The organism is Hamadaea sp. NPDC050747 (assembly GCF_040654195.1).
Taxonomy (GTDB): domain Bacteria; phylum Actinomycetota; class Actinomycetes; order Mycobacteriales; family Micromonosporaceae; genus Hamadaea.
On record NZ_JBFAHM010000007.1, the window covers coordinates 1 to 22,501 of the forward strand.

The following is a 22,501-nucleotide window of genomic DNA, read 5'->3' on the forward strand; positions in this document are numbered from 1 at the left end:
GCTGGGTTCTCGGTCGAATCTTGGCCCAAGATTCGACCGAGAACCCTGATCCAGCGCGGTCCCCCGGCGGTACTCATGACGCCTGCTCGAAGGCGATCTCGCTGGCGAGCAGGGCGGCCCCGGCGACGCCGGCCCGGCTGCCCAGCTCGGACAGGACGAGGGGGAGGTTGCCGGTGGCGAGCGGCAGCGAGCGCTTGTAGACGACGCTGCGGATCTCGGCCAGCATCACGTGCCCGAGTTGGGCCAGCCCGCCGCCGATCACGATGAGCGACGGGTTCACGAAGCTCACGAGGCTCGCCAGGACGGCGCCGACGCGGCGGCTCCCGTCCCGGATGAGCTGCATGCAGGCGACGTCGCCCTCGGCGGCCCCGGCCGCCACGTCGAGGGCGGTCACGACGCCGTTCGCGGCGAGCCGTTCGGCGAGCGCGGGCGAAGCCCCGGAGCGAGCCGCGGCGGTCGCCTCCCGAGCCAGGGCGCCCCCGCTGAACACCGCTTCCAGGCAACCGTGGTTTCCGCACGTGCACACCGGCCCGGCGGGGTCGACCTGGATGTGCCCGATGTCCCCGGCGCACCCGTCGGACCCCCGGTAGACCTCGCCGTTCAGATAGATCCCGCAGCCGATGCCGGTGCCGATCTTCACGAAGAGGAAGTTGTCGACCGAGTGCGCGACACCGCCGTGGCGTTCGCCGACGGCCATGATGTTGACGTCGTTGTCCACCACCGCCGGGCAGCCGTACTCCCGGGTGAGCAGCTCGCGTACGGGATAGCGGTCCCAGCCGGGCATTATCGGCGGCGACACCGGAATCCCGTCGCGGAAGCTGACCGGCCCCGGTACGCCGATCCCGATGCCGTCGAGGTGGGTGTAACTTCCCTCGGCCTTCGCCTTGGCCAGCAGCTCGGTGACGCGATGCAGGATCACCTTCGGCCCGGAGCGGATGTCGGCCGGTTCGCTGTACGCCGCCACCGGCTCCAGCCGTCCGTCGGTGATCTCGACGTCGATCGAGGTCGCGCCGAGGTCGACTCCGGCGTACCGGATCGAGGGGTTCAGCTCGACGAGGGTGGACCGTCGTCCGCCCCGGGACTGCGCCGGTCCGGCCTCGGCGATCTGACCGGCGGCGACGAGCCGATCCAACTCGGCGAGCAGGCGTGGCCGGGGAACGTCCAGCCGGGCGGCCAACTCGGCCCGGGACAACGGGCCTTCGTCGCGCAGGAGCCGCAGGAGCCTGACATGCATGCCGTCTCTCCTCTATGGACGCATCGACGCTCGCATGTGCGTGGTGTGGCGCACACGTTACGAGCTTTCTCCGACGCTGTCCATAGTTTTGTCGGTTCGATCAAAAGTTCTGCCAACGTGATCAAAAGCTGCTCTGGTCGCGGGCACTCAAAAGCGCTGGATCAGGGATCTCGGTCGAATCTCGCCGGGGAGCCTCTTGGGCGAGCCGCCAGGAGTGCAGTCCGACAAGATTCGACCCGGATCCCTGATCCAGCGCGAACTGAAGCGCCTCAGGAAGCGAAGACCGCGGGGCCTCGAAAGCTAGACGGCGTACTCGGGTTGGGGGTGCGATTCGAGAGCGGCCAGCGTGCTGCCGTTGTCGTCGACGACGGCCGCCCGGACCGCCTGCGGGTCGTACCGCAGTCGCGGGACGGCGAACACCGCCGACGCGGCCTGGCCGGCGTACCGGACGGAGTAGACCAGCACTCGCCAGTCCGCCTCGTCCCAGTGTTCGCGCACGTCCGAGGTCACGGTGCGGGCCAGGTCCCGCCACGCGCTGCTGTTGTGCAGCTGGTCCACGGTCGACTCCAACGGCACGTCGAACGCGCCGGGCGAGGCGAGAGGGTGCGACAGGCGGGCGTACAGGCGGCGCAGAGGCATCAGCCAGCGTTCGTCGAACTCCGGCGAGAAGACGACGATCGCGGCCGCTTCGACCAGCAGGAGCGCCACTCCGGCGACCGGATGATCGGCCAGCCCACTGGGCCACGTGGCGCCGGAGGCGACCGCCAGCACCGATCCGGCCAGCATCAGCCCGGCCCGGCCGAAGCTGCGGCTGTTGATCGGGATGGGCTGCGCGCTCAGGCAACCACAGGACGCCTTCGGGTCCTTGATCTTCGCGTACGCCAGATAGCCCAGGAACCCGGTGCTCAGCGCGGTCGCCGCGACCGCCTCCAGGCGTACGAGTCCGGGGAGGACGAGGGCCGCGCCCAGCACCGCTTCGACCCCGGCGAGCGTGCGATAGGCGAGCACCGCCCGATCCTCGCCGAGCAGCGGGGCCAGCGCCGTACGCCGGGCGTGCGCGGCCGCGTACCGGCTGAAAACCTTGGCTTGGGCGGACCACAGCAGGACCGCGCCGAGCAGGAGGGGTTGCAGCGATCCGATCCAGGCGATCATGACTTCTCCCCACGGGAACCGGGCAGCCGGGCGGCCGCACCCGCGCCGGACTGCCTTGTGCATACCAATTAGTGGTTGTGCTCGATGGTGGAGGTGTAGAGGGTGGCGATCTCGATCTCGTTGGTGTCGGGGATCCACGCCCCGATCACCTGAGCGTGCCGTCCTACCTGGACCATCGTCATGTCCGCGATGGCCGGGGTGCTGTTGTAGGAGGCGGCCGTGACCCCGGGCACGACGTGCCCGATGATGCGCTTGCCCCGATGGTCGAAGTGGATCTTCTTCGGAGCCAGCGCCGCGATGTGGACCTGGAGGTTCACGATGTTGACCCAGATCGCGTCGGCGGCCAGCGTGCCGTCGTTGAGCCGTACGCCACGGGCGTAGAGACCGTCACCCACCGCGACCTTGTCGAGACTGGTCGGGTGCAGTTTCCAGATGCTGGAGGCGTTCGTGACCCGGATCCGCCACAGGGTGCCGTCCGAGCCGGCCACCAGCAGCATGCCCTCGTTGATGCCGGTGACCCGGCCTTCGGCGAAGTTCGGGTCGGGCGCGCCCGGTTCCACGTCGTCGCCCTTGGCGAACGCCGCCTCGGGGGCGAGCGAGCCGAGCGCGGTCGCGCCGACGAGCGTGGCGCTGCCGAGCACGGCCGACGTGAGCAGAGACCGGCGATCCATGTTGAGAGCCATTTGAAGTCCTCCCCTACACGATGTCGATGTATGCGGGCCGCAGCCCGTAGGAGAGGCTGGAGATGGCGCTGAACGCCGCCGGCGTCAGGTCGATCAGGCGGTTGGATCCGCAGACCGATCCGCAGCAGGTGCGCTCGCCGCAGAACAGGTCGGTCTGCGGGCCGCAGTCGGCGATGGTGGTGCCGACCTTCTGACCCGTGCAGCGGTTCGTGGTGTAGTGCTTGAACCCGCAGGTGCGGCGGCTGAGGCTCTCGCCGCAGGCTTCCGGGTTCGTGATCGAGTGACAGGCGTCGGACGTGTTCGGCCAGGCGTGCTGACGGCTGCCTGAGTTACAGGTGCCGCAGGCGCCGTGCCCCGCCGAGCCGCAGGGGCCCCAGGAACTGCCGCAGCAGAACCACGAGACCTCGCCGTAAACCCCGGCCATGGGCTACTCCTTTCAGGACTGGGGGTATTCCTGGGAGCGTGCGATGGCCATCGACACTTATCGCAATCATGGCAATAAGATCGTTGTTAGTCAATCCTTAACGAATCACAATTCACGGACGACAATGTCGAACCCCTTGGCGGCCGGCTCGACGGTGTACTTCAGCTCGCGCAACGTGCCGAGCAGCTCATCGGTCGTCTGCGGCCGCGCGCCGGACAGCAGCAGGTCGCGGACCAGCCGGCCCTTGGTCGCCTTGTTGAAATGGCTCACCACCGTGCGCTTGCCGTCGCGTTCCTGCAGCACGCGTACCGCCACGTTCTCGCGGGGCGTCCAGGTCGCCGCGTAGGCGCCGGACCGCAGGTCCAAGACCAGCTCGTCGCGGACCTCGCGGTCCAGCGCCGGGTTCAAGGCCTTCTTCCAGTACGCCGTGAGCCCACCCACCGGCGGCAGACTGACCCCGATGGAGCAGCGGTACGGCGGGATCTCGTCGTCGAGCCGGACGACGCCCCACAGGCCGGACGAGACCAGGATCTTCCCCGTGTCCACCTCGGGCGGCAGGCTCGCCAGATCGAGGTTGTCGTAGAGCACGCCGGTGTAGACGTGCCGCGCCGGCAACGTCGACGCGGTCAGCAGACCGGCGTTGCGGGCCAGCTCGTCCCGCTGACCCTCGCTCAGCCCGAGCGTCGCCAACGCCTTGGCCTGCCCCGCCTTGCTCTTCGCCGAGCACAGCTTGACCAGCGCCTTCAGGACACGTTCCCGAGCGCGGCGCAATTGCGGCAGAAACAGCGAATCGTGGTCGACCACCGCGCCGGAGCCGGCGGCGGCCTTTCCCTCCGACGGCGGCAGCAGGATGAACACGCAGGTGAGCCTAGCTGGTCGAAGCCGCCACCCGGGCGGTCGCCTCGGTCAGGGTGCGGCGGGTCCACGGCGGGCAGGCCGGATGCGCGAGAGCCTCCTCTGTCGTCAACCACAGGATCTCGGCAACCTCCTCCGGGGAGGCGGCGTACGGCTCGGCGCCGGGCGGGACCTCGGCGGCGAAGACCACGTTGACCACCGCGTCGCCGTCGTCGCTGACGAACAGCGAGTTGCCCACGTACGCCATCGGCACGCCGTCGAGGTCGAGCCCGATCTCCTCGAGGACCTCCCGACGACCCGTCGCCTCCAGCACGCCAGGCAGGAACCCGTCGGTCTCGACCTTGCCGCCCGGGCCGGCGAGCGTACCCGCCGCGTGCCCCTCGTTTCCACGGCGGATGAGCAGCCAACGGCCGTCTCGGTGGAGGACGACCTCGACGTTGACCACGTACGCCGGACGCCCGGCTTGCGTCGTAGCGATCACCGCTGGAGGCTACAGGACGTTCAGGATCGCGGTGAGGACCTTCCGGGCGGTCGCCTCGTGCTTGGCGTACGCGTACGGATAGGCCGAGCCCTGCACGGCCTGAGCGGCGAGGGTCAGCTCCATGTTCTGCCAGCCGGAGACCTTGAGCAGGGCCTGGAAGAACTTCGTCGAGGAGTAGGCCGGGTTCATGATCTGCTTCACCGAGCCCCAGCCCATGCTGGTGCGCTGCTGGAACAGGCCGCACGAGTCGTAGTCGACCGAACTGCCCTCGTGCGGGTAGTCGAACGACTCGGGCACCGCCGAGCTGGCCTGGTTGTAGAGGTCGCTCTCCTGCATCGCGGTCATGATGCCGACCAGCAGTCCACGCTGCGGTACGCCCAGCTTCTGCCCGGTCTTGACGACCGTCAGCGCGTTGTTCATCTGCTTCTGGTCGAGGCCCGCGACCGGCTTCACTGAGGTCACGACCTTCTTCACGGTCGCCGACGGGGACGGCGACGCGCTGACGCTCACGCTCGGGGACGGGCTGGCCGACGTCGTGGTCCGGGGCGCGGAGCGGTCGGCGGCGTCGGCGACCGCGTTACGGTCGGCGAGCTGCTGCGCGGCGTTGTCCAACTGCGTCGGCGTACCCCGTTGGCTGGCCGCGACGGAGACGCCGAGGAGCGCGATCAGCCCGAGGGCGACCACGCGGCCCGCCTTCGCCGAGCTGTGCAGTCCGCGTACGGGGGCGATGCCGGGGGTCAGCGGACCGGCCGGGGTCAGGTAGCGCTCCGCGGCCTCGGTGGCCTTCTCGGCTTTCGCGCTGGGCTTCTCGGCTTTAGCGGCGGCCTTCTGCGCGTCCTTCGCCGATTTGGCCAACCGGTGCCGGCCCGTCTCACCCTCGGGACGGTCCTCGCGAATACGGTCGAGGAAGAACGTCTGAGTGTCGGTCCAGAGGTCGGGTCGGGGCGTCTGCGTACGGGGGCTGGGTCGACCGTCGTGGTCGTCATGCTGGGGGCGCATTGGTCGACCTTAAGCAGGGAAAACTTGGTCGCAAACCCCTTACGGGTGACCTGAATCACACTGTGGCCGGTCTATCTTCGCGCGCGGGTACGCGTCGGGCGGCGCTGATTTTTCGGTCATGTCCGGCATTTCCGCTGCGCTGACCAATCTGGACCAGCTTATCGACATCACCTGATTGAGTTATGGCTCCGAGCTGGGAATTTCCTGCCACCGAGATCGGCCGACCGGGCTCGCCCGTTCGAGCCCGAATCGTCCCCTTACCACGATCGTTTACGCCGCCGCCCTCGGTTCACCATCGGTCATCAGGCTGCCACCGAGGGCAACGCGATCCGTCCTGCCATTTGCGTGCGTCGATTATTGTGACGCAGTGATCGACGTCGTCAGGTTGTGGCTCGGGATCTTGGTCGCGGTAGCGGTGCCGCTCGGGTTGCCCGCCCGGCGTACCAACACCGCCGTGCGATGCGTCTTCACCGCGACCTATGCCGCATATGCCATCTTCCCGGCACTCCCCCTCGGCAAGGCGTTGATCACCTGGCTCAGCGTCGTCGGCATCGGCGTCGCGGCCCAGATCACCGTTCGCCGCCGCACCACCGCCGCGGACAAGACGCTGGACCGCGACGACCTGGCCCGGCTGGCGCACCGGATCTGGCAGGCGCACCGGCACGTCGTGTACGCCCTCGCAGGCCTCCTCACCCTGCTACCGGTCGTCGCCGCCGTGCATTTCGGCCGGCGATCACTGGAGGTGCTGGGTCGCGTGCTGGCCGACGACCGGGTGGCGATCGTCGTCTCGGGACTGCTCCTCGCGGTGTTCACCGGCGGCGATTTCGTCGCCACAGCCGTCCGGCCGCTGATCCGCCGACTCGCCGAGCGTGGCGCGGACATCCATCAGATCGTGCCGACGAGCGCCTACATTGGCTGGATCGAAAGAACACTCGTCTTCACTTTCGTCGCCGGCGGCCACCCCGAAGCCGCGGCGCTGGCCGTCGCCGCCAAGTCGTTGACCCGGCTGCCCAACGTCGACCAGCACCCCGCCGGCTTCGGCGAATACGTTCTGGTGGGTACGCTCTCCAGCCTCCTGGTCGCCGCCCTCACGGCAGTCGTCGTACGCCTGGCTCTGGGCCTCTCGCCGGTGTAGCCATGACCGGATTCCGCGACCATCGGTATTTCCGCGAACTCGCGACGTTGAACCTTCCGGCGGACGACTATGCCGTGGCCGGAAGCGGTCCACTCTTCGCTCGAGGCTGGATCGACGACCCCGGGGACATCGACGTGATCGCGCGCGGGGAAGCCTGGAAGACGGTCTGCCGGATCGGCTCGCTCAATCGCGCGCCCATCAGCGGATCCGCCCAAGTCAGCCTCTTCCACGGGCACCTGGAGTTCTTCGACGAATGGTTCCCGCCACGCTGGCGGGCCGCCGCGCTGATCGACGAAGCCGACGTCATCGACGGCATCCGCTTCATCCGGCTCGAGGTCGTCGAAGCCACCAAACGCATGCTCCGACGACCCCGAGACCTCGCCCAGCTGGCCGTGCTGGCGGCGCGCCGCCGGCCACGGCACTGAGCGGCGTCAGGGCGTCACGAAATCCAGCAGACGACGGCGTCGCCCTCCTGCGCCGCCGCCGCGAAGTACTCCTTGACGAACGGGAAGTGGCAGACCGCCCACTCCAGCTCGCCCGGACGCTCCCAGACACTCGGGTAGATCTCGGCCGCCGCCAGCTCGGCCTGATCCACCCCGCGAATCAAGTCCTCGGCGGTCAGCTCGGCCAGCGCCGCCGACGCGCGCTGCACCTCCTCGGGCAGCAGGAACCCCGGCGGCGAGTAGCCCCAGTACTGCGACTCGTCCTCGGTGTCCTCGGTGAAGAACCACTCGCCGGTGATGATGTCGATCGGAAACTCCCGGCGCGCCAACAGGAACAGCAACGCGTGCCAGGTCTTGTCACTCCCGAACGACCGTCGCCGCGCCACCGGCAGCTCCTCGCCGTCGTCACTCTCCACCTTCGACTGGTCCAAGGCGTACCGGTGGGCCCAGTCCAGGTCCTCTTGGGCGCGCTCAAGCTCGGCCGGCGTCAGCCGGATCCATTCCCCATACATTCCCACGCGCGCACCCTAGGCGGCCCGACCGACATTCAACGCCTTCTCGCGGTGCAGCCGACGGCGGCGCAGGACGAAGCCGATCCAGGAGATCGCCACGACGACGCCGACGGTGACCTGGATGAGCGTGGTGTACCGGGCGGGATAGACCACCCCGGTCAGGTAGGTGTCGATGAACCCTCGGCTCAGGCCGGCTTCGCCCGCCCCTCGCCGCGCCCAGTCCTCCACCGCGGTCAGCGGGCAGTGCCAGCCGAACACCGTGCTGGTCAGCCCCCAGGTCGCCATGGCCAGATGCGGCCAGATCACCCACGGCCAGCGCCAGGCGAGGAAGCCGCCCACCACGAGGAAGACGAGCAGTCCGAAGTGCACGACCATGGTCGCCTCGGCGACCAGCCGATACCCCATGAGTCGAGCCTAACCCGGCCGATCCGCCGTCGCGCGCATGATTCTCAGGCTCCCGTTGATCATGCGACTACGGAGTCGATCAGGATGCTACGGACACGACACACCGGTCGATCACGACCATTAGTTCATGATCGGCGGGACAAGGCGGTTGACGGTGATGCCGCGCTGCTCCAGGCGTACCAGATGGGCGTCGAGACGCCGCTGGAAGTCGGACAGGTCGCGATCCGCGGACCAGGCGATCTCGGCCACGGCCGCGAGGCGCGGGAAGGCCCGGAACTGCACGAGCGCCTGCGTGGGCGTGTACTCGCTCCAGAGCATGCCCTGGGTGCCCAGCACGCGCCCGGCCGCGCCGGTGGGCACCGGCTCGAAGCCGTAGACCCGCTCGAGCGGGGTGTGGCCGCCGATGGCCAGCGGCTCGTCCGGCGACCGCGTCTCGTAGTGATCGAGGTAGACGAATTCCTGGGGGACCGCGACGACCTCGTGGCCGGCGTTCAGCGCCGCGGTCACCCGCTCGGCGCCGCGCCACGCGAAGATCAACGTGTCCTTCGGGGGCGCGGCCTCGACCAGCTCGTCCCAGGCCGCGATCTTGCGGCCGTGCGCGGCCAGGTGGTCGCCCATCTCCTTGATCCACCAGCCGAGCAGCTCGGCCGTGCCCGCGAGGCCCTCGTTCGCCACGCGCTTCTGCGCGGCCTCGCTCGCGGTCCACTCGTCGAGCGGCACCTCGTCTCCGCCGAGGTGCACATACTCGAAGGGGAAGACCGCCACGACCTCGTCCAGCACGTCGCGGGCGAAGGCCAGCGTCGCGTCCTCGGTGTTGAGGACATGCTTCGAGATACCCCAGGCGGTACGCACGGGGAGCTGCCGTTCGGGCTCATTGCCCAACCAGGGGTACGCCGAGATGGCGGCCTGCATGTGGCCGGGCAGGTCGATTTCCGGCATGATCCGGACACCCCGACGCTCGGCGTACGCGACCAGGTCCCGCAACTGCTCCTGCGTGTAGAACCCGCCGTGCGGGGTCCCGTCGAAGTTGCCCTCGCGGGCATGCCCGGCGTTGGACTCCGTCCGGTAAGCCCCGACCTCGGTGAGCCGGGGGTACTTGCGTACCTCGAAACGCCAGCCCTGATCGTCGGTGAGGTGCAGGTGGAGCGTGTTGAGCTTGTGCAGGGCCAGCAGATCGACGAACTCGTAGACGAACTCCAGCGGGTGACACCACCGGGCCACGTCGAGCAGGGCGCCCCGCCAGGGCAGCCGCGGGACGTCGGTGATCTCCGCGTACGGGAGGCCGCCGGGCTGGGCGAGCTGACGGAGGGTGGACACCGCCCAGCGCAGGCCGGTTTCGGTCGTGGCGAGCGCCTCGACTCCGGCGCCGTCGATCCGCAGCCGGTAGCCCTCCGGGCCCAGCTCGGCATCCTCGGTCAGCTGAAACATGCCACCGACGCCCGGCAGCACCTCGGCGAGGAGGCCGGCGATCGCCGGGGGCGCGGTGACCTGGGCCGGCTCGTCGAGCGGCAGGACGCCGGGCGGGAAGGCGGCGTGGGCCGGCCGGGGAATGATCGCGGGCTCGGGCATGGGAACTCCCTGCTGAGGGGACAGCGCTTTCCTCGACCATGATCGCAGAGTCCGCTCCGGACCGGGGGGCGGCTTCGCCAGGGGCGGCCGATGTCGGTGTTCCGCGAGATAATCGGGCCATGTGCCGAAGCATCAAGACGCTGCGCCCGCCGTACCAGGAACTGGTGACGGAGGAGGACATCCGGGCGGCCGCGCTGCAATACGTCCGCAAGATCTCGGGCTTCCGCGCGCCCGCCGCGCACAACGCCGAGGCGTTCGACCGCGCGGTCGAAGCCGTGACTCAGGCGACCGCCGAGCTGCTGGGCTCGCTGCAGGTGCGCCGATAGCCGATCAGCCCAGGTAGCCCTCGACCTGCGCGGCCGAGCGGGCTTCGGCGTCGTCCGGGTTCTGATGCGCGGCCGACTTGGCGCGCCGCTGCCGGAGCAGATCCCAATACTGGTCGAGTTCAACCTCGATCGCGGCCAGCCGGGCCTGCTCGGACTCCGGGTTCAGCAAACCCGAGCCGACCTTCGACCGTAGTTCGCGCTCCTCGGTCTCCAGGTCGTTGATGTGCTTGAGGATCTGGTCGTCGGTCAGATGCCGGCGCTTGTCGGCCTGGTCGGACATCGCTGTTCCTCCTGTCACGCGTCCCCCGCGCGGATGGGACCCGTTGCTCAGTCTGCCAGCGGATGTGGCGTCCGTCATCCGATCTTGCGGACCAGGCCACCCCAGGAGCACGCTTTTGACCGTGAGCGAGGCTGCGATCGCGGCGGCCCGCCCCTCGCGCAAATGGCTGCGGTGGGCGGCGTACTGCGTCACAGCCGCAATCGTCTTCTTCGTGCTGCGGGACCGGCTGCCCCATCCCGCCGACGTGATCACCGCCGCTCGATCCGTGGACCTCCGCTGGTTCGCTCTGGCGTCCGTGGCGCAGATCTGCTCCCTGGCCAACTTCGCTCGCCAGCAACGGCGGCTGCTGAGCGCGTTCGGCGTACGCATGACGCTCCCGCAGTCGATGGCCCTGACGCTGAGCCGTTCCGCGATCGCGATCAGCCTGCCCGCCGGATCGGCGGTCTCGGCCGCCTTCGCCTTCCAGCAGTTCCGGGCGAAGGGTGCCAGCAAGCCGGTCGCCACGGCGGTCATGATCCTGTCCGGCGTGATGTCCTTCGTCGGCCTGGGCGTGCTCTACCTGGTCGGCGGCACCATCGCGGGGCTGATCAGCGTGTGCGTCGGCGCGGCCAGCCTGATCGGGCTGACCGCCCTGGTCGTGGTGCTGTGGCGCCGGTGGAACCCGACGTCCGACGGCCGGATCGCCCGCCTCGTACGCTCAGCGCACGACGTCGCGCCCCGGCACTGGCTCCTCGCGCTGCTCTTCGCGGTGGTGAACTGGTTCGCCGACCTGCTCTGCCTCTTCGCCGTCGCGCGGTCGTTCGACGTGAGCCTGTCGGTCAGCGCCATCGCGGCGACCTACCTGGGCGTGCAGATCGTCCGGCAGATCCCGCTGACCCCGGGCGGCATCGGCGTGATCGAGACCGGCCTGCTCGCCGGGCTGGTCGGGGCGGGGGCCGCGACTGCCCCGGCGGCGGCGACCGTGCTCGGCTACCGGGTGCTCTCCTGCTGGCTGATCATCCCGGTCGGCTTCCTCGCCTGGACCGCGCTACGCCGGGCCGGGCGGGCGGCGCTGGACGCGGTCACCCCGTCGCAGGTCCCCGCGTCCGTGGTGGAGGCCGAGCCGGAGCCCGCCGCCGTCTGACCGGTTTGCCCGCGGTTTTGCCCGCGGTTTGCCCGCGTGCTCCCCCCGCAGATCACGGGTACGCATGCCTCCGACGTCCGAGATGGCCTGCGTAACCGTGATCTGCTGCTGACGGGCGAACCCGACGGGTCAGAACCGTTCGTCGATGCGGAGTCCCAGCGCGCCCCACAGTTCACGGGCGTTGGCGTACTCGCCGTCGTCGGGCAGCTTCCGCAAGGCGGTGAGCACGTCGTCCGGCGCGTTCTCCGCCTCAGCGGCGGCCACGACGGCGTCCCGGTTCGCCGGGAAGGTGTTCTTGTGTAGGTAGGACCCGATCCGGGCACGCCATTCCCGGCGATCGGCGTCGGTTTCGTCCCCTTCAGCGAGGTCTATCCCGCCCTCCGGCGCCCAGCCCGGTTCGGGCTCGCCGTCGGCCGGCGGTTCGGGTTCCCGCCACTCCTCGCTACGGGCGCCCGCGCCGCCGCCTTGGGTGAGTCCCTGCGTCTCACGGGCCATCTGCTCGTCCAACTGGGGGCCGTGTTTGCTGCTCCCGCGCTCCATGTCCGTGCGCTTACCCACCCGTGGGCGCGGCGAACATTCTCGGGTGGGTGATCATTGCGTCAGCCATGTCGTTTCATCGGACATTTCGCCGCCTGAAACGGCATGGCTGACGCAATGATCACGCTTACCCGGAGGGGGCGCGACGAGGGCTCAGAGGTAGCGGACGGCGATCGACGCGAACACCTCGCGATCGGTCCCGGGTCGGTCGAACAGCCGGCGCAGGCCCCGGATCGTGGGGTCGTCGGCGTTCAGGTCGGCGGCTTCGGCGGCCTGCTTCCAGCGTTCCTCGTCGCCGGCCGAGTCGAGCAGTTCGGCGAGGGTCGTCCGAGCGGAGGTGCTCTCCTCGCCTCGCAACGCTCCGAGCGTGTCCAACAGCCACGGCCAGCGGACCATCAGCTCGACGAACCGGGCCATCTCGATGCTGTGCCGTTCGACCGCCGAGATGCTGCTGCTCAGGTGCCCGGTGAGGTAGTCGAGGACCATGTAGAAGCGCCACAGGTTGAGGAACGCCTTGGTCTGCCGGGGATTGCGCTGCGGCAGGTTCAGCACCGCCGTACGCAGTGCCAGCCGAACCGGCGGCAGCCGCTCCAGATCCTCCGCGAGCTGTGCTCCGCTGGCCGTGTCGGTGGGCGCCGACGGGTCGAGGGCGGCGAACGGTGCGGCCAGCCCGGCCGGATCGGCGGCCACTCCCGGCGCCCGCGGCGCAGCCTCCGGCGTATTCGGAACACCGGCCGCCCGTTGGGCGGGAACCCGCGCCGGAGTGGAGTCCGGGGCCGGGGAGGTGTCGAGCAGCGCGTCGAGATACGAGGCCATCGCCTGATCGCGTACGCGAGGCAGCCGGATTGGCAGGTCGAGGATCTTCTCCATGAACCGCCACCCGGTGTGCTGCAGGTGCCCGAACGTGGCGGGGTCGTCGTGCGCCCGCCGCCGCAGTGATTCGTAGACCGTCTCCAGCTGCGCCGCGACGGTCGCCGGGTCGAGCGCGATCACGAACAGGCAGTCCCCGAACGCCTTGTTCAGGAACAGGTTGACCGCCTCGATGGTGTCGGAGACGATCGCCGGGCTGCAGCGGTCGAGGTCGTCGACCATGATGATCACCGGCGAGTGCGCGGTGGCGAGCGCCACGACTTCGCGTACGTCGTGTTGCAGCATGTAGAGGTAGCCGCGTTGGCTGTTCTCCAGCGGATCGCGGGCGGCCTTCCAATCGCGGTCGCCGGTGTCCGCCGCGGCCACGCCCTCGGCCGCCGGACGGGTCAGCACGTCGGGCGAGATCCAGCCGCGTACCTGTTTGAAGCTGGAGAAGGCCAGGTTGCCGATGATCCAGGCGGCGGTGATGCCGATGACCGCGCCGGAGCCGAGCAGCGCGTTGAAGTCGGTGTTGTTCCAGGCGGCGACGCCGACCGCGACGACGCCCATGATCACGATGACCGCGACGGCGAGCCCGATCAGCATGCCGACCAGGGTCCGTGGAATGTAGCTGGCGAGGATGCGCTTGCGCATCGCGGCGGGGTCGGTGCGCCGCAGGTTCAGGTCGAACCACAGCCGCTCGCGCTGCGCGGGCGGGAGCCGGTCCGTGATCGAGGTCAGGATCTCGCGGGTCAGGCCCGCCCACACCTGGTCCGGCTTCTCGTACATCCAGGGGTTGAACCACACGGTGATCGCGGCTCGCCCGTCGGCGCCGGCCCGCGGCCGCATCTCGTACTCCAGTCGCTGGTCGCCGTCCGCGGGCCGGGCGATCTGCCGCCAGGCCCAGGCCCTGGTCAATCTGGTACGCACAACGCCGCCCCGCCAGTCGGTACGCGCCTTGGCGAACAGCCCCTTCGGTGTCTTCGCCGACGGCCGGGGCACCAGTTCGTGGGTGGCCTCCACCGGCGTCTCCGCGTCCGCCGCGGCCGCCCCGGCCGGATCCACTTTGGAGCGCAGCTGCCGGAGGACGCTCGACTTGCCCTGGCCCCAGGGCGCGTGGATGCCGACGACGACCGGCGGCTCGGTGTTGGGCGACATCAGCACCGAGTGGATGGTGTCGATCAGCCCGTCCCGGGAGAGTTTGTCGAGGTCGGTCGGCTGATCCTGAAGCAGGATGGAGGCCGGGCGGACGGCGGAGCCGATCGAGCCGCCCGATCGCAGCAGGCTGCCGGTCGCGATCGGCCAGAGGCGTACGCCGCCGTCGTCGTCCGCGGCGAACAAGGCCGGCCGGGTGACGCCGGAGCCACGGCCGTCCGGCGGCGCGATCTCGACGACGCCCAGCGCCCGGACGGTCGAGGTGCCGAACCGGACTGGCTTGCCGACCGGCGTCCCGTCGGTCTGCCAGACCAGGACCCGGCCGTCGTCGAATCCGCCGAAGATGAGGACTTCCTGACCGATCCGGGCGGCGGCCAGCGCCGAGACCTGGGCGCTGCTGTGCGTGTACCGGAAGCCGGTGGCGACCGTCCGCGCGACGGGATCGACGTACTCCAGGATGCAGGTGTCGCCGTCCGGCCGGGCGATGACGACCTGATGCCGGGTGCCGTCGTCGAGCGGGCACGCCGCCGAGATCTGGTGATTCGAGACGACCGTGACGGCGTCCGGGCTCTGGACGGCCACGACGCGTACGCCCCGGGTGGACGCGACGGTGAGCAGCGCTCCGTCGGCGTACGGCACCGCGACCAGCGCGTTGACCGCCCCGCAGTCGCTGAGCAGGACCGAGGCCGTGTCCCCTTCGGACAGCCCGCAGATCCGGACCGAACCGTCGGCGCTGCCGCTGGCGACGTACTGCGCACCGCGGAGGCGGAACGGCGCCAACGCCCACACCTCGCCCTGATGCCCCATCGGCAGCTCCGTACGCAGCCCGCCGGAGACCGGGTCCCAGTCGAACACGCGCCGGTCGGCCCCGCCGCTGATCAGATGCGGGTTCAACGCGGTGCCCGCCGAGGTGAGCGAGCGGACGGTGCTGACGTGCGCCTTCAGGGCGAGCGGCTGCCGGGCGGTGGCCATCGGGTCGAAGCCGCCGGACGGCATCTCGGTGTCGGGGTCGAGGACGTGGACCGTCTGATCCACTCCGGCGCACGCGACGTACTGACCGTTCGCGGTGACGCCGCTGACGGCCACCCAGGTCGTGCCGGGGGCGGCGAACAGGTCCCGCCCGGTGATGTCGCTGATCAGTTCGGTCTGCAGCGGGGTCATCTCGACCCGGCCGTGCATGTCCCCGGAGGCGATCACCACACCGCCGTCGGAGGTGGTCGCGCAGGCCAGCGCCCAGACCTCGCCGAGGTGCCGGGTGATCTCCCGGAGCGGCCGGTCGGTGGGGCCGTCGAACCGCCACAACGCCACCGAACCGCTGGCCGAGGCCGAGACCAGCAGCGGGGTCTCGGCGTCGCGGACGAACCGCAGACGGCGGACTGTCGAGGCTTCGTACAAGGTCCGGCCCAGGCGCAGCCCGGCGTTCCGGTCGGCGATCCAGAGCTTGACGGTGCCGTCGGCGCTGCCGCTGGCGACGACGTACCCCGAGGCGGGCTCGTCGACGGCGATCAGCGACCAGATCTGCCCACCGTGGACTCGGGGCTCCCGCGACACCCGGCCGCGGTCGAGGTCGTGCAGGTCCCAGGTGGCCAGCGAGTTGTCGTTGTACGCACACGCCAGCCACTGCGAGCCGAGCGCCCGATAGGCGCAGATCTTGAACGGGCGGACGTCGCCGCCGCCGGCCGAGTCGGGCAGGGTGATGACGCTGTCGGAGCCCGGCAGCCAGAGGACGACGCCCTCGTCGTGGATCGCCCCGACGACCTGGGTGCCGTCGGCCAGCACACCGACCGCCACGTCCTGAACGGCGCCTTCGCCGACCCGCTGCACGGCGGCCTGCCGGCCGGTGGCCAAATCGTAGAGCCGGACCACACCGTCGGCCCCGCCGACGACGAGCCGATCCGGTACGCCGTCCCGCCCCGGCAGCCGGGCGACGGAATGGGCGGCGATCCCGGTGGCGAGCACCCGGATGACCTCGTTCTCCGGCGCCGTACGCAGTTCCACGCCCTGGCTGCGGCTGGCCGCGACGATCAGCTCACCGTCGAGCCGAAGGAACGTCATGTTCTCGACGGCGCCGCCGAGCCTGGTCAGTTCCGCCACGTGGTCGTCCCCCGTTCGCCCTTGCGGTCTTGTTGTACTTTCTGGCAAGGCACTTCCATCGCACTTGTCGAAGGCACTACGTGGATATCATGCGGCGTTCCTGTTCGGGTGTCCGGTTCATGACCCATCCCGGCGTCAGCCCCGGCTCGGGCGAGGCGAGCGCATGGTGAAGACGGGCATACGACGGCGTCGCGAGGTGGCAATGGACGAAGAGCTCTCCGCCGCCTCGGCGGTCGCGCCGGCGCAGCCGCGCCGGCTGTTCGGCCGGCTCAGCGGCATGGATTGGCTCGCGATCGCGCTGCTCGTCGCGGGCGGCCTGGCGACCGCGACCGGGCTCCTGCCGACGCACGACGCGAGCGAGACGCTGACGCGCATCCTGCCGATCCTGATCTTCCTGTTCTCCGTGGTCATCCTGGCCGAGCTGACCGCCGAGGCCGAGGTCTTCGACGTCATCGCCGCGCGCGTGACCATCGCCGCCCGGGGCAGCAACGTCGCCCTGTTCTGGCTGTGCCTGGCCTTCGCCGCGCTGACCACGATGTTCCTCAACCTCGACACGACCGCCGTCCTGCTCACGCCGGTCATGCTCGCGACCGCCGTCCGTGCCGGGGTCGCTCCGCTGCCGCTCGCGATGACGACGGTGTGGCTGGCCAACACGGCGAGCCTGTTGCTACCGGTCTCCAACCTCACCAACCTCCTCGCCGCCGATCGCGTACAGCTCAGCCCGGTCGCCTTCGCCGAGCGGATGGTGCTGCCCCAGATCGCCGCGATCGTCGTGGTCGCGGGCTGTCTCTGGATCTTCTATTGGCGGCGCAACCCGCAGCGGTACACCCCGCCGGCGCCGCACCGGGCGGCCAACCGTCCATTGTTCTGGGTCGCCTCCGTCTGCTGCGCCGTCTTCATCACCGGCCTGCTCCTGGACGTGCCCCTGGAGTACATGACTCCGGTCTGCACAGCTGTCCTGGTCGCCGCGTTCGCGAAGTGGGGACGGCGGCACCTGAGCTGGCGGCTGATCCCCTGGCGGCTCGTCGTCTTCGTGACCGGCCTGTTCCTGGTCGTCGAGACGGTCGGCCAGCACGGTCTCGACTCGATGATGACCTCGCTCATCGGCACCGACCCCGGCGCGGAGGGCGCCTGGCGTGCGGCGGTGGCCGGCGGCGGATTCGCCAATCTGCTCAACAACCTGCCCAGCTACGTCGCGGGCGAGGCGGTCATCCCGGAAGCCAACCACACGCAGCTGCTCGGGCTGCTCATCGGCACCAACGTCGGCCCGCTGATCACGCCGTGGGCGTCGCTCGCCACGCTGATCTGGGCGGAGCACTGCCGCAACCGGGGTGTCGCGATCGACTGGCGTAAATTCGTCCTGACCGGAGCCGCCACGGCCGCCGCCGTGCTGGCGGCGAGCGTGGCGGTCCTGATCGTCACCTGACGATCTCGCTCTCACCGTGAGCGCTGGATCAGGGTTCCCGGTCGAATCTTGGGTCAAGATTCGACGCGGAACCCTGATCCAGCGCTGAGAAACCGCCACTGACAGCGAGGGGGCTAGCCGCCGTTGGAGGGGCGGTAGGTCCGAGCGGTGAGCGTGGTGAGCTCGGCCGGCCCGGACAGCCGGGCGAGGATGCTCAGGAACGCCCGGCCCATGGCCGCCCGCGCCTGCACCGCCGGGTGCGTCGCGCCGAAGTCCTCCGGGTGCGCCTGACCTCGGGCGAAGAAGGCGTACGTGAGCAGGGGCGCGCCCGCGGTGTCGAAGATGATCCCGGCCTCGTTGCGGCCGTCGTCGAACCAGCCCGCCTTGGTCGCGATGCGAGCCCGCTCGTCCGAGGACATCTCACGGCGTACGCCGTCGGTGAAGGCGATCGGCGACCGGAGCACACCCAACAGGTACGCCGTGGACGCCGGGCTGAGCAGGTCGCCCCGGACCAGCGCCCGGAGCAGGTTGTGCATCTCGGTGGGCGTGGTGGTGCCGAGGAAGAACCGGTTCGGGTTGGCGACCGGCTCCACCTGCGTACGCGGGAAGCCCTTGGCGACGAGGATCTGGTTGATCTCCAACGCCGGGGCGACCAGCCCGCAGAGGCGTACCGCCGTGTCGTCGGAGACCGTGAGCAGCGCGGCGAGCGCGTGACCCAGGGTGACCGAGCTGGGGTACGCCCCGTCGAGGCTGAAGATGCCGTCGCCGCCGGGGATGACGATCGCGGAGGTAACCTCGATGCGCTGGTCGAGCGAGAGCAGCCCGCGGTCGACCTTGTCGAGCACCGCGATCGCGACCGGGATCTTGTTCACGCTGTACGCCTCGACGGTGTCGTCGACGCCCTCGTCTACAGCGGAGATCGGCCCGGCCGCGGCTTCGACGCTGACCTTGGCGTTCCAGGTGCCCCCGGCCTTCTTCGTGGCGGCCTTGTAGACCAGGCTGATCGCGGCGGCGGCCTGCTCCGGGGTGGCTTGGGCGGACACGGACAGGCTGGCCTCCTCGGCGGCGGCGGAGTCGGCGGTGCCGAACACGGCGGTCGCAGCTGCGACGCTACCGAATCCGAGCGCGGCCCGGCGGCTCATGGCAGTGGTCATGCGATCACCGTCCTGCGGCCGGCGCTCGCATGACTGGGGCTGTGCTGTTGGATGATCGACCTGCGGTCGCTCATGCAGTTCCCCTCCTTGTAGAGATCATCTGTGCGGGAGACGTCAGCGAAGCGGAATTACGTTGCATGTCGGCCGGGTTTTCCGGTTTGCTGCGATCATGAAGGGCATCGACCTCTCCCGGGCGTTCGCCGCCGACGTCGTCGAGCCGCTGCTCGCGCGGCATTTCCCCGAGCTGCGCCATGCCACCGCCCGGCTGGGTTCCGGCTCGGACATGCTCGGGCTCGACGACGAGATCAGCCGCGATCACGATTGGGGGTGCCGGCTGACCCTCCTCCTGCCCGACGCCGACCACGCTCGCGTGGAGTCCGTGCACACGGTGCTCGAAGCGGAGCTGCCGGCCGAGTACGCGGGCCATCCCGTGCGCTTCCCCGTGACGTGGAACCGCACCGAATCGCACCAGGTCGAGGTGGCGACGGTGACCGATTTCGCGGCCAGCCGCCTCGGTACGCGACCCTCCTCCGGCCGCGAACTGACGACGAAGGGCTGGCTGACCGTCACCGGCCAGGGCGTCCTGGAGGTCACCGCGGGCGCCGTCTTCGCCGACACCACCGGCGAACTGGGTCCGCTCCGCGAGTCGCTGCGCTGGTACCCGGCCGAGGTGGACCGGTTCGTGCTGGCCACCGCCTGGATCCGGATCGGCATGCGGATGTCGTTCATCGGGCGTACCGCTGAGCGAGGTCAGGAACTCCAGTCGCGGATCATCTCGGCGGCTCTGGCCGGGGACCTGATGGAGCTGTCCTATCTCGTCCACCGGCGCTGGGCGCCGTACGCCAAATGGCGTGAAGCGTTGCTCCCGGCGAAGGAAGCCCTGACCGAGCCGCTGTCCCGGCTCCTGAGCGCGGCGGACTGGCGCGACCGGGAGCAGGCCGTCCTCGACGCGGCCGAGCTGCTCCTGAAGGTGCAACGGGAGAACGGGCGCCCCGGACCGGAGACGGCGACGGCCCGGTTCTTCGACCGTCCCTTCCGGACGATCGCCGACGAGGTGCCGTTCTCGTTGCTGGCGGAGGTCACCGACCCTGGACTGAAGGCGATCCCGTACGGCGTGGGCGCGGTCGGTCAGTGGGTCGACTCCGACCCCCTGTTGAGCAATCCGGACAACCGCGCGAAGCTCGCGGGGATCTACGACAACCTGACGGACGGACTAACCAGTTAAGTGGAGGTACCTGGTTAGTTCGATCGTGAGGAGACACCCCTCGTGCGTCTAATCCGAGCATTCGCCATCACCGCCCTGACCACTGCCCTCGGCGTCACCGCCGTCGTCATCCCCGCCACCGCGGCCGGGCAGCCGGAGAGCCCCTACGGCGACTCCGGCTGGTTCCCGACGCCCAGCGAACCCGCCGAGATTCCCGGCGGCGCGCTGTGCGCCTTCCCCGTCCGCCTGGAAGAACCGATCGACGGCGTCCGCGGCCGGGTCGTCGCCACCGAGCCGGAACTCCAGGAGGAGTACGTCGGCCCGCTGACCGTCAAGGTGACCAATCTGGATACCGGCACGTCGGCCACCGTCAACGCGAGCGGCCACGCTCACGTCGTCACGTACCACGCCGACGGCAGCCAGACCTGGGACTGGTCCGGCCCGATCGTCCTCGGTTTCCGCGGCGACCGCGTCAACAACCACGCCGCCGGGCTCTACCTGATGACCGGCCGCTACACCGCCGAACTCGCCGCCACGGGCCGGACCATCACGTCCGCTCAGGGCACCGAGAAGGACATCTGCGCGATGATCGCGTGACCCCGGGCCGTGGGGCTCGTCGTGCGGCGGCCCCACGGCTCCTCCCATCGCGTACGCGAGCCGAACCGTGTCACGACTCCCCGCCCAGCCCGGTGGCGAGCAGGTCGAAGGCGCGTACGCCGACATCGGTGGTCTCCGCGGCGATCCGCCCGGGCGCGACACCGGCCGCGACGGCTCTGCGGACGTGATCGATGAGAGCCCGGTGTACGCCCATCAAAGCGTTGGCGACCACGTACGCCGTGACCGCGTCGCCGCCCGGCTCCGCCGCGAGGACGCCGCTCAGCTCCACGGTCGCCTCCGCCATGACCCGCTGCTCCCGCGTACGCAAAGCGGCGCTGCCGGAGATGACGCGGTTGAGGGTACGCAGCCGCTCCCAGGCCTCCGGATCGGTGGCGACCTGGGCCAGCAGGCCACCGGTCTGCAGGAGGCGACCCCGGAACGCGGCCAACGCCGTTTCGCCCGGAGCACGATCACGCACGGCGGCCACGAGGCTGCTCTCGAAGCTCTCGAACCGGGAGTAGAAGAGGTCTTCCTTGGCCGGGAAGTAGTTGAAGACGGTCGCCTCGGCGACCTGCGCCTCGCGGGCCACCTCGGCGACGGTCACGCGATCGAACCCGCGCTCGGCGAACAACCGGCCCGCGACCTCGGCGAGGTGCCGCCGGGTCTGCTCCTTCTTGACTTCACGCAACCCCATGGCGCTAATCTTAGGTCGGCTCTAAAATTGGGGCAACACCAAGTTTAGGGAGAGGATCATGACCGTACTCGATCTCGTCCAGCGCTGGACCGCCGCCGAGCAGGGGAACGACGCTGACGCTCTCGACCAGGTGCTGGCGGACGAATTCGTCGGCGTCGGGCCGTTCGGCTTCGTGCTGAACCGGTCACAATGGCTCGCCCGGTTCGGCCAGGGGCTCGAGAACCAGGCCGTCGCGGTCGAGGACGCCCAGGTGCACGGCCACGGCGGCGCGGCCGTGGTGATCGGCGTACTCGACCAGCACACGACCCACCAGGGCAAGGACAGCTCCGGCCGCTACCGGGTCACCATCGTGGCCGTGGGGGACGGCGACGACCAGCGGGTGGCCGCCGTGCACATCGGCCCGCTGCACGACCCCCGCTCGGGTCCGCCGGACGTGAGCAAGCTCCGGCCGGCCGCCTGATCGCTGCGCGGGGGCCGGGCCGATCTGGGACCGGCCCCCCGTTGATCAGCCCCAGTGGACTCCATTGCCTAGGCTGAGGTGGAGATCCCAAGGGGGAACTGTCCCGCTGCCCAAGGAGAGCGCCATGGAATGGCTGATCGGCATCGTCTGTCTGGTTCTGATCGTGCTGGTCGTCGGCGGGTGGGGCGTGTCCGTCTACAACGGGCTCGTTCGCGCGCGCAACGCGTACAAAAACGCCTTCGCTCAGATCGACGTGCAACTCACCCGGCGGCATGACCTGATCCCCAACCTGGTGGAGACGGCGAAGGGCTACATCAAGCACGAGCGGGAGACGCTCGAAGCCGTCACCGCGGCGCGGACCCGGGCGGTCGCGGCGCAGTCCGCCGCCACCGGCAAGCCGGGCGACCCGGCCGCGATGCAGGAGCTGGGCGGGGCCGAGGGCATGCTGACCCAGGCGCTGGGCCGGTTGTTCGCCGTCGCCGAGGCCTACCCCGACCTGAAGGCCAACCAGAACATGATGCAGCTCTCCGAGGAGCTGACCAGCACCGAGAACCGGGTGGCGTTCGCCCGCCAGGCCTACAACGACTCCGTGATGGCCTACAACAACAAGCGTGAGGTCTTCCCGGCGAACATGATCGCTGGGATGGGCGGCTTCGGCCAGGCCGCGCTGCTGGAGATCGAGGACCCGCAGCAGCGTCAGGCGCCCAAGGTGCAGTTCTGAGCCCGGGCGG

General features: G+C 69.9%; 24 protein-coding genes. 9 read left to right on the forward strand and 15 right to left on the reverse strand.

What is annotated here, in order from left to right; genetic code table 11:
* Nucleotides 1–73 precede the first annotated feature (73 nt).
* The 7 genes from AB0H43_RS17370 to AB0H43_RS17400 all read right to left on the reverse strand — a co-directional run bounded on the left by AB0H43_RS17370 (nt 74) and on the right by AB0H43_RS17400 (nt 5,828).
* A complete protein-coding gene (locus AB0H43_RS17370) occupies nt 74–1,234 on the reverse strand; it encodes an ROK family transcriptional regulator (RefSeq protein WP_360000372.1) in 1,161 nt (386 codons plus the stop codon).
* A gap of 300 nt (nt 1,235–1,534) precedes the next feature.
* Nucleotides 1,535–2,386 (reverse strand): MauE/DoxX family redox-associated membrane protein, encoded by an 852-nt coding sequence (locus AB0H43_RS17375; RefSeq protein WP_360000373.1) that lies wholly within the window; start codon nt 2,384–2,386, stop codon nt 1,535–1,537.
* Nucleotides 2,387–2,454: 68 nt separating this feature from the next.
* A complete protein-coding gene (locus AB0H43_RS17380) occupies nt 2,455–3,069 on the reverse strand; it encodes a cell wall protein (RefSeq protein ID WP_360000374.1) in 615 nt (204 codons plus the stop codon).
* 13 nt (nt 3,070–3,082) lie between these two features.
* Nucleotides 3,083–3,493, reverse strand: a complete 411-nt coding sequence (locus tag AB0H43_RS17385) for a hypothetical protein (RefSeq protein ID WP_360000375.1) — start codon at nt 3,491–3,493, stop codon at nt 3,083–3,085.
* A gap of 105 nt (nt 3,494–3,598) precedes the next feature.
* A complete protein-coding gene (locus tag AB0H43_RS17390) occupies nt 3,599–4,351 on the reverse strand; it encodes a peroxide stress protein YaaA (RefSeq protein WP_360000376.1) in 753 nt (250 codons plus the stop codon).
* Between the two features lie 10 nt (nt 4,352–4,361).
* The gene (locus AB0H43_RS17395; RefSeq protein ID WP_360000377.1) at nt 4,362–4,829 is read right to left on the reverse strand and encodes an NUDIX domain-containing protein; all 468 of its coding nucleotides are present in this window, start codon (nt 4,827–4,829) and stop codon (nt 4,362–4,364) included.
* 9 nt (nt 4,830–4,838) lie between these two features.
* Complete coding sequence (locus AB0H43_RS17400; RefSeq protein WP_360000378.1) at nt 4,839–5,828, reverse strand: hypothetical protein; 990 nt, start codon at nt 5,826–5,828, stop codon at nt 4,839–4,841.
* 367 nt (nt 5,829–6,195) lie between these two features.
* On the opposite strand from AB0H43_RS17400, the gene AB0H43_RS17405 reads away from it, so the two are divergent.
* Both AB0H43_RS17405 and AB0H43_RS17410 read left to right on the forward strand, forming a co-directional pair.
* Nucleotides 6,196–6,963 (forward strand): hypothetical protein, encoded by a 768-nt coding sequence (locus tag AB0H43_RS17405; protein WP_360000379.1) that lies wholly within the window; start codon nt 6,196–6,198, stop codon nt 6,961–6,963.
* A gap of 2 nt (nt 6,964–6,965) precedes the next feature.
* Nucleotides 6,966–7,388 carry a hypothetical protein gene (locus AB0H43_RS17410; protein WP_360000380.1) on the forward strand — a complete coding sequence of 141 codons (423 nt, stop codon included), beginning with the start codon at nt 6,966–6,968 and terminating at the stop codon, nt 7,386–7,388.
* A gap of 14 nt (nt 7,389–7,402) precedes the next feature.
* Here AB0H43_RS17410 and AB0H43_RS17415 read toward each other — a convergent pair whose 3' ends face one another.
* The 3 genes from AB0H43_RS17415 to AB0H43_RS17425 all read right to left on the reverse strand — a co-directional run bounded on the left by AB0H43_RS17415 (nt 7,403) and on the right by AB0H43_RS17425 (nt 9,892).
* Nucleotides 7,403–7,918 carry a DUF1877 family protein gene (locus AB0H43_RS17415; protein WP_360000861.1) on the reverse strand — a complete coding sequence of 172 codons (516 nt, stop codon included), beginning with the start codon at nt 7,916–7,918 and terminating at the stop codon, nt 7,403–7,405.
* Between the two features lie 15 nt (nt 7,919–7,933).
* Entirely contained in the window at nt 7,934–8,323 is a 390-nt protein-coding gene (locus AB0H43_RS17420) for a DUF2784 domain-containing protein (RefSeq protein WP_360000381.1), read from the reverse strand.
* 120 nt (nt 8,324–8,443) lie between these two features.
* The gene (locus tag AB0H43_RS17425; protein WP_360000382.1) at nt 8,444–9,892 is read right to left on the reverse strand and encodes a beta-N-acetylhexosaminidase; all 1,449 of its coding nucleotides are present in this window, start codon (nt 9,890–9,892) and stop codon (nt 8,444–8,446) included.
* 119 nt (nt 9,893–10,011) lie between these two features.
* Between AB0H43_RS17425 and AB0H43_RS17430 the strand changes: the two genes are divergently transcribed.
* Nucleotides 10,012–10,218 carry a DUF2277 domain-containing protein gene (locus tag AB0H43_RS17430; RefSeq protein WP_290866869.1) on the forward strand — a complete coding sequence of 69 codons (207 nt, stop codon included), beginning with the start codon at nt 10,012–10,014 and terminating at the stop codon, nt 10,216–10,218.
* Between the two features lie 4 nt (nt 10,219–10,222).
* Here AB0H43_RS17430 and AB0H43_RS17435 read toward each other — a convergent pair whose 3' ends face one another.
* Nucleotides 10,223–10,498 carry a DUF2630 family protein gene (locus AB0H43_RS17435; RefSeq protein WP_360000383.1) on the reverse strand — a complete coding sequence of 92 codons (276 nt, stop codon included), beginning with the start codon at nt 10,496–10,498 and terminating at the stop codon, nt 10,223–10,225.
* 121 nt (nt 10,499–10,619) lie between these two features.
* On the opposite strand from AB0H43_RS17435, the gene AB0H43_RS17440 reads away from it, so the two are divergent.
* Nucleotides 10,620–11,621 (forward strand): YbhN family protein, encoded by a 1,002-nt coding sequence (locus AB0H43_RS17440; protein WP_360000384.1) that lies wholly within the window; start codon nt 10,620–10,622, stop codon nt 11,619–11,621.
* Between the two features lie 129 nt (nt 11,622–11,750).
* Here the strand turns inward: AB0H43_RS17440 and AB0H43_RS17445 are convergent, their stop codons facing one another.
* Together AB0H43_RS17445 and AB0H43_RS17450 are read right to left on the reverse strand one after the other, a co-directional pair.
* Nucleotides 11,751–12,161: a DUF2795 domain-containing protein gene (locus AB0H43_RS17445; protein WP_360000385.1), complete on the reverse strand. Its 411-nt coding sequence runs from the start codon at nt 12,159–12,161 to the stop codon at nt 11,751–11,753.
* A 150-nt stretch (nt 12,162–12,311) separates the two neighbouring features.
* Nucleotides 12,312–16,256, reverse strand: coding sequence for a P-loop NTPase fold protein (locus AB0H43_RS17450; protein ID WP_360000386.1), 3,945 nt, complete (start codon nt 16,254–16,256; stop codon nt 12,312–12,314).
* A 202-nt stretch (nt 16,257–16,458) separates the two neighbouring features.
* Between AB0H43_RS17450 and AB0H43_RS17455 the strand changes: the two genes are divergently transcribed.
* Nucleotides 16,459–17,682: an SLC13 family permease gene (locus AB0H43_RS17455; RefSeq protein WP_360000387.1), complete on the forward strand. Its 1,224-nt coding sequence runs from the start codon at nt 16,459–16,461 to the stop codon at nt 17,680–17,682.
* A 113-nt stretch (nt 17,683–17,795) separates the two neighbouring features.
* Here the strand turns inward: AB0H43_RS17455 and AB0H43_RS17460 are convergent, their stop codons facing one another.
* Complete coding sequence (locus AB0H43_RS17460; protein ID WP_360000388.1) at nt 17,796–18,815, reverse strand: serine hydrolase; 1,020 nt, start codon at nt 18,813–18,815, stop codon at nt 17,796–17,798.
* A 169-nt stretch (nt 18,816–18,984) separates the two neighbouring features.
* On the opposite strand from AB0H43_RS17460, the gene AB0H43_RS17465 reads away from it, so the two are divergent.
* Nucleotides 18,985–20,040, forward strand: coding sequence for a DUF4037 domain-containing protein (locus AB0H43_RS17465; RefSeq protein WP_360000389.1), 1,056 nt, complete (start codon nt 18,985–18,987; stop codon nt 20,038–20,040).
* Between the two features lie 42 nt (nt 20,041–20,082).
* Nucleotides 20,083–20,616: a hypothetical protein gene (locus AB0H43_RS17470; RefSeq protein ID WP_360000390.1), complete on the forward strand. Its 534-nt coding sequence runs from the start codon at nt 20,083–20,085 to the stop codon at nt 20,614–20,616.
* Nucleotides 20,617–20,686: 70 nt separating this feature from the next.
* On the opposite strand, the gene AB0H43_RS17475 is transcribed toward AB0H43_RS17470, so the two are convergent.
* Nucleotides 20,687–21,310, reverse strand: a complete 624-nt coding sequence (locus AB0H43_RS17475; RefSeq protein WP_360000391.1) for a TetR family transcriptional regulator — start codon at nt 21,308–21,310, stop codon at nt 20,687–20,689.
* A 58-nt stretch (nt 21,311–21,368) separates the two neighbouring features.
* Here AB0H43_RS17475 and AB0H43_RS17480 point away from each other — a divergent pair, with 58 nt between their 5' ends.
* Both AB0H43_RS17480 and AB0H43_RS17485 read left to right on the forward strand, forming a co-directional pair.
* Nucleotides 21,369–21,770, forward strand: a complete 402-nt coding sequence (locus AB0H43_RS17480) for a nuclear transport factor 2 family protein (RefSeq protein ID WP_360000392.1) — start codon at nt 21,369–21,371, stop codon at nt 21,768–21,770.
* 124 nt (nt 21,771–21,894) lie between these two features.
* A complete protein-coding gene (locus AB0H43_RS17485; RefSeq protein WP_360000393.1) occupies nt 21,895–22,491 on the forward strand; it encodes a LemA family protein in 597 nt (198 codons plus the stop codon).
* The last annotated feature ends 10 nt before the right edge of the window (nt 22,492–22,501 follow it).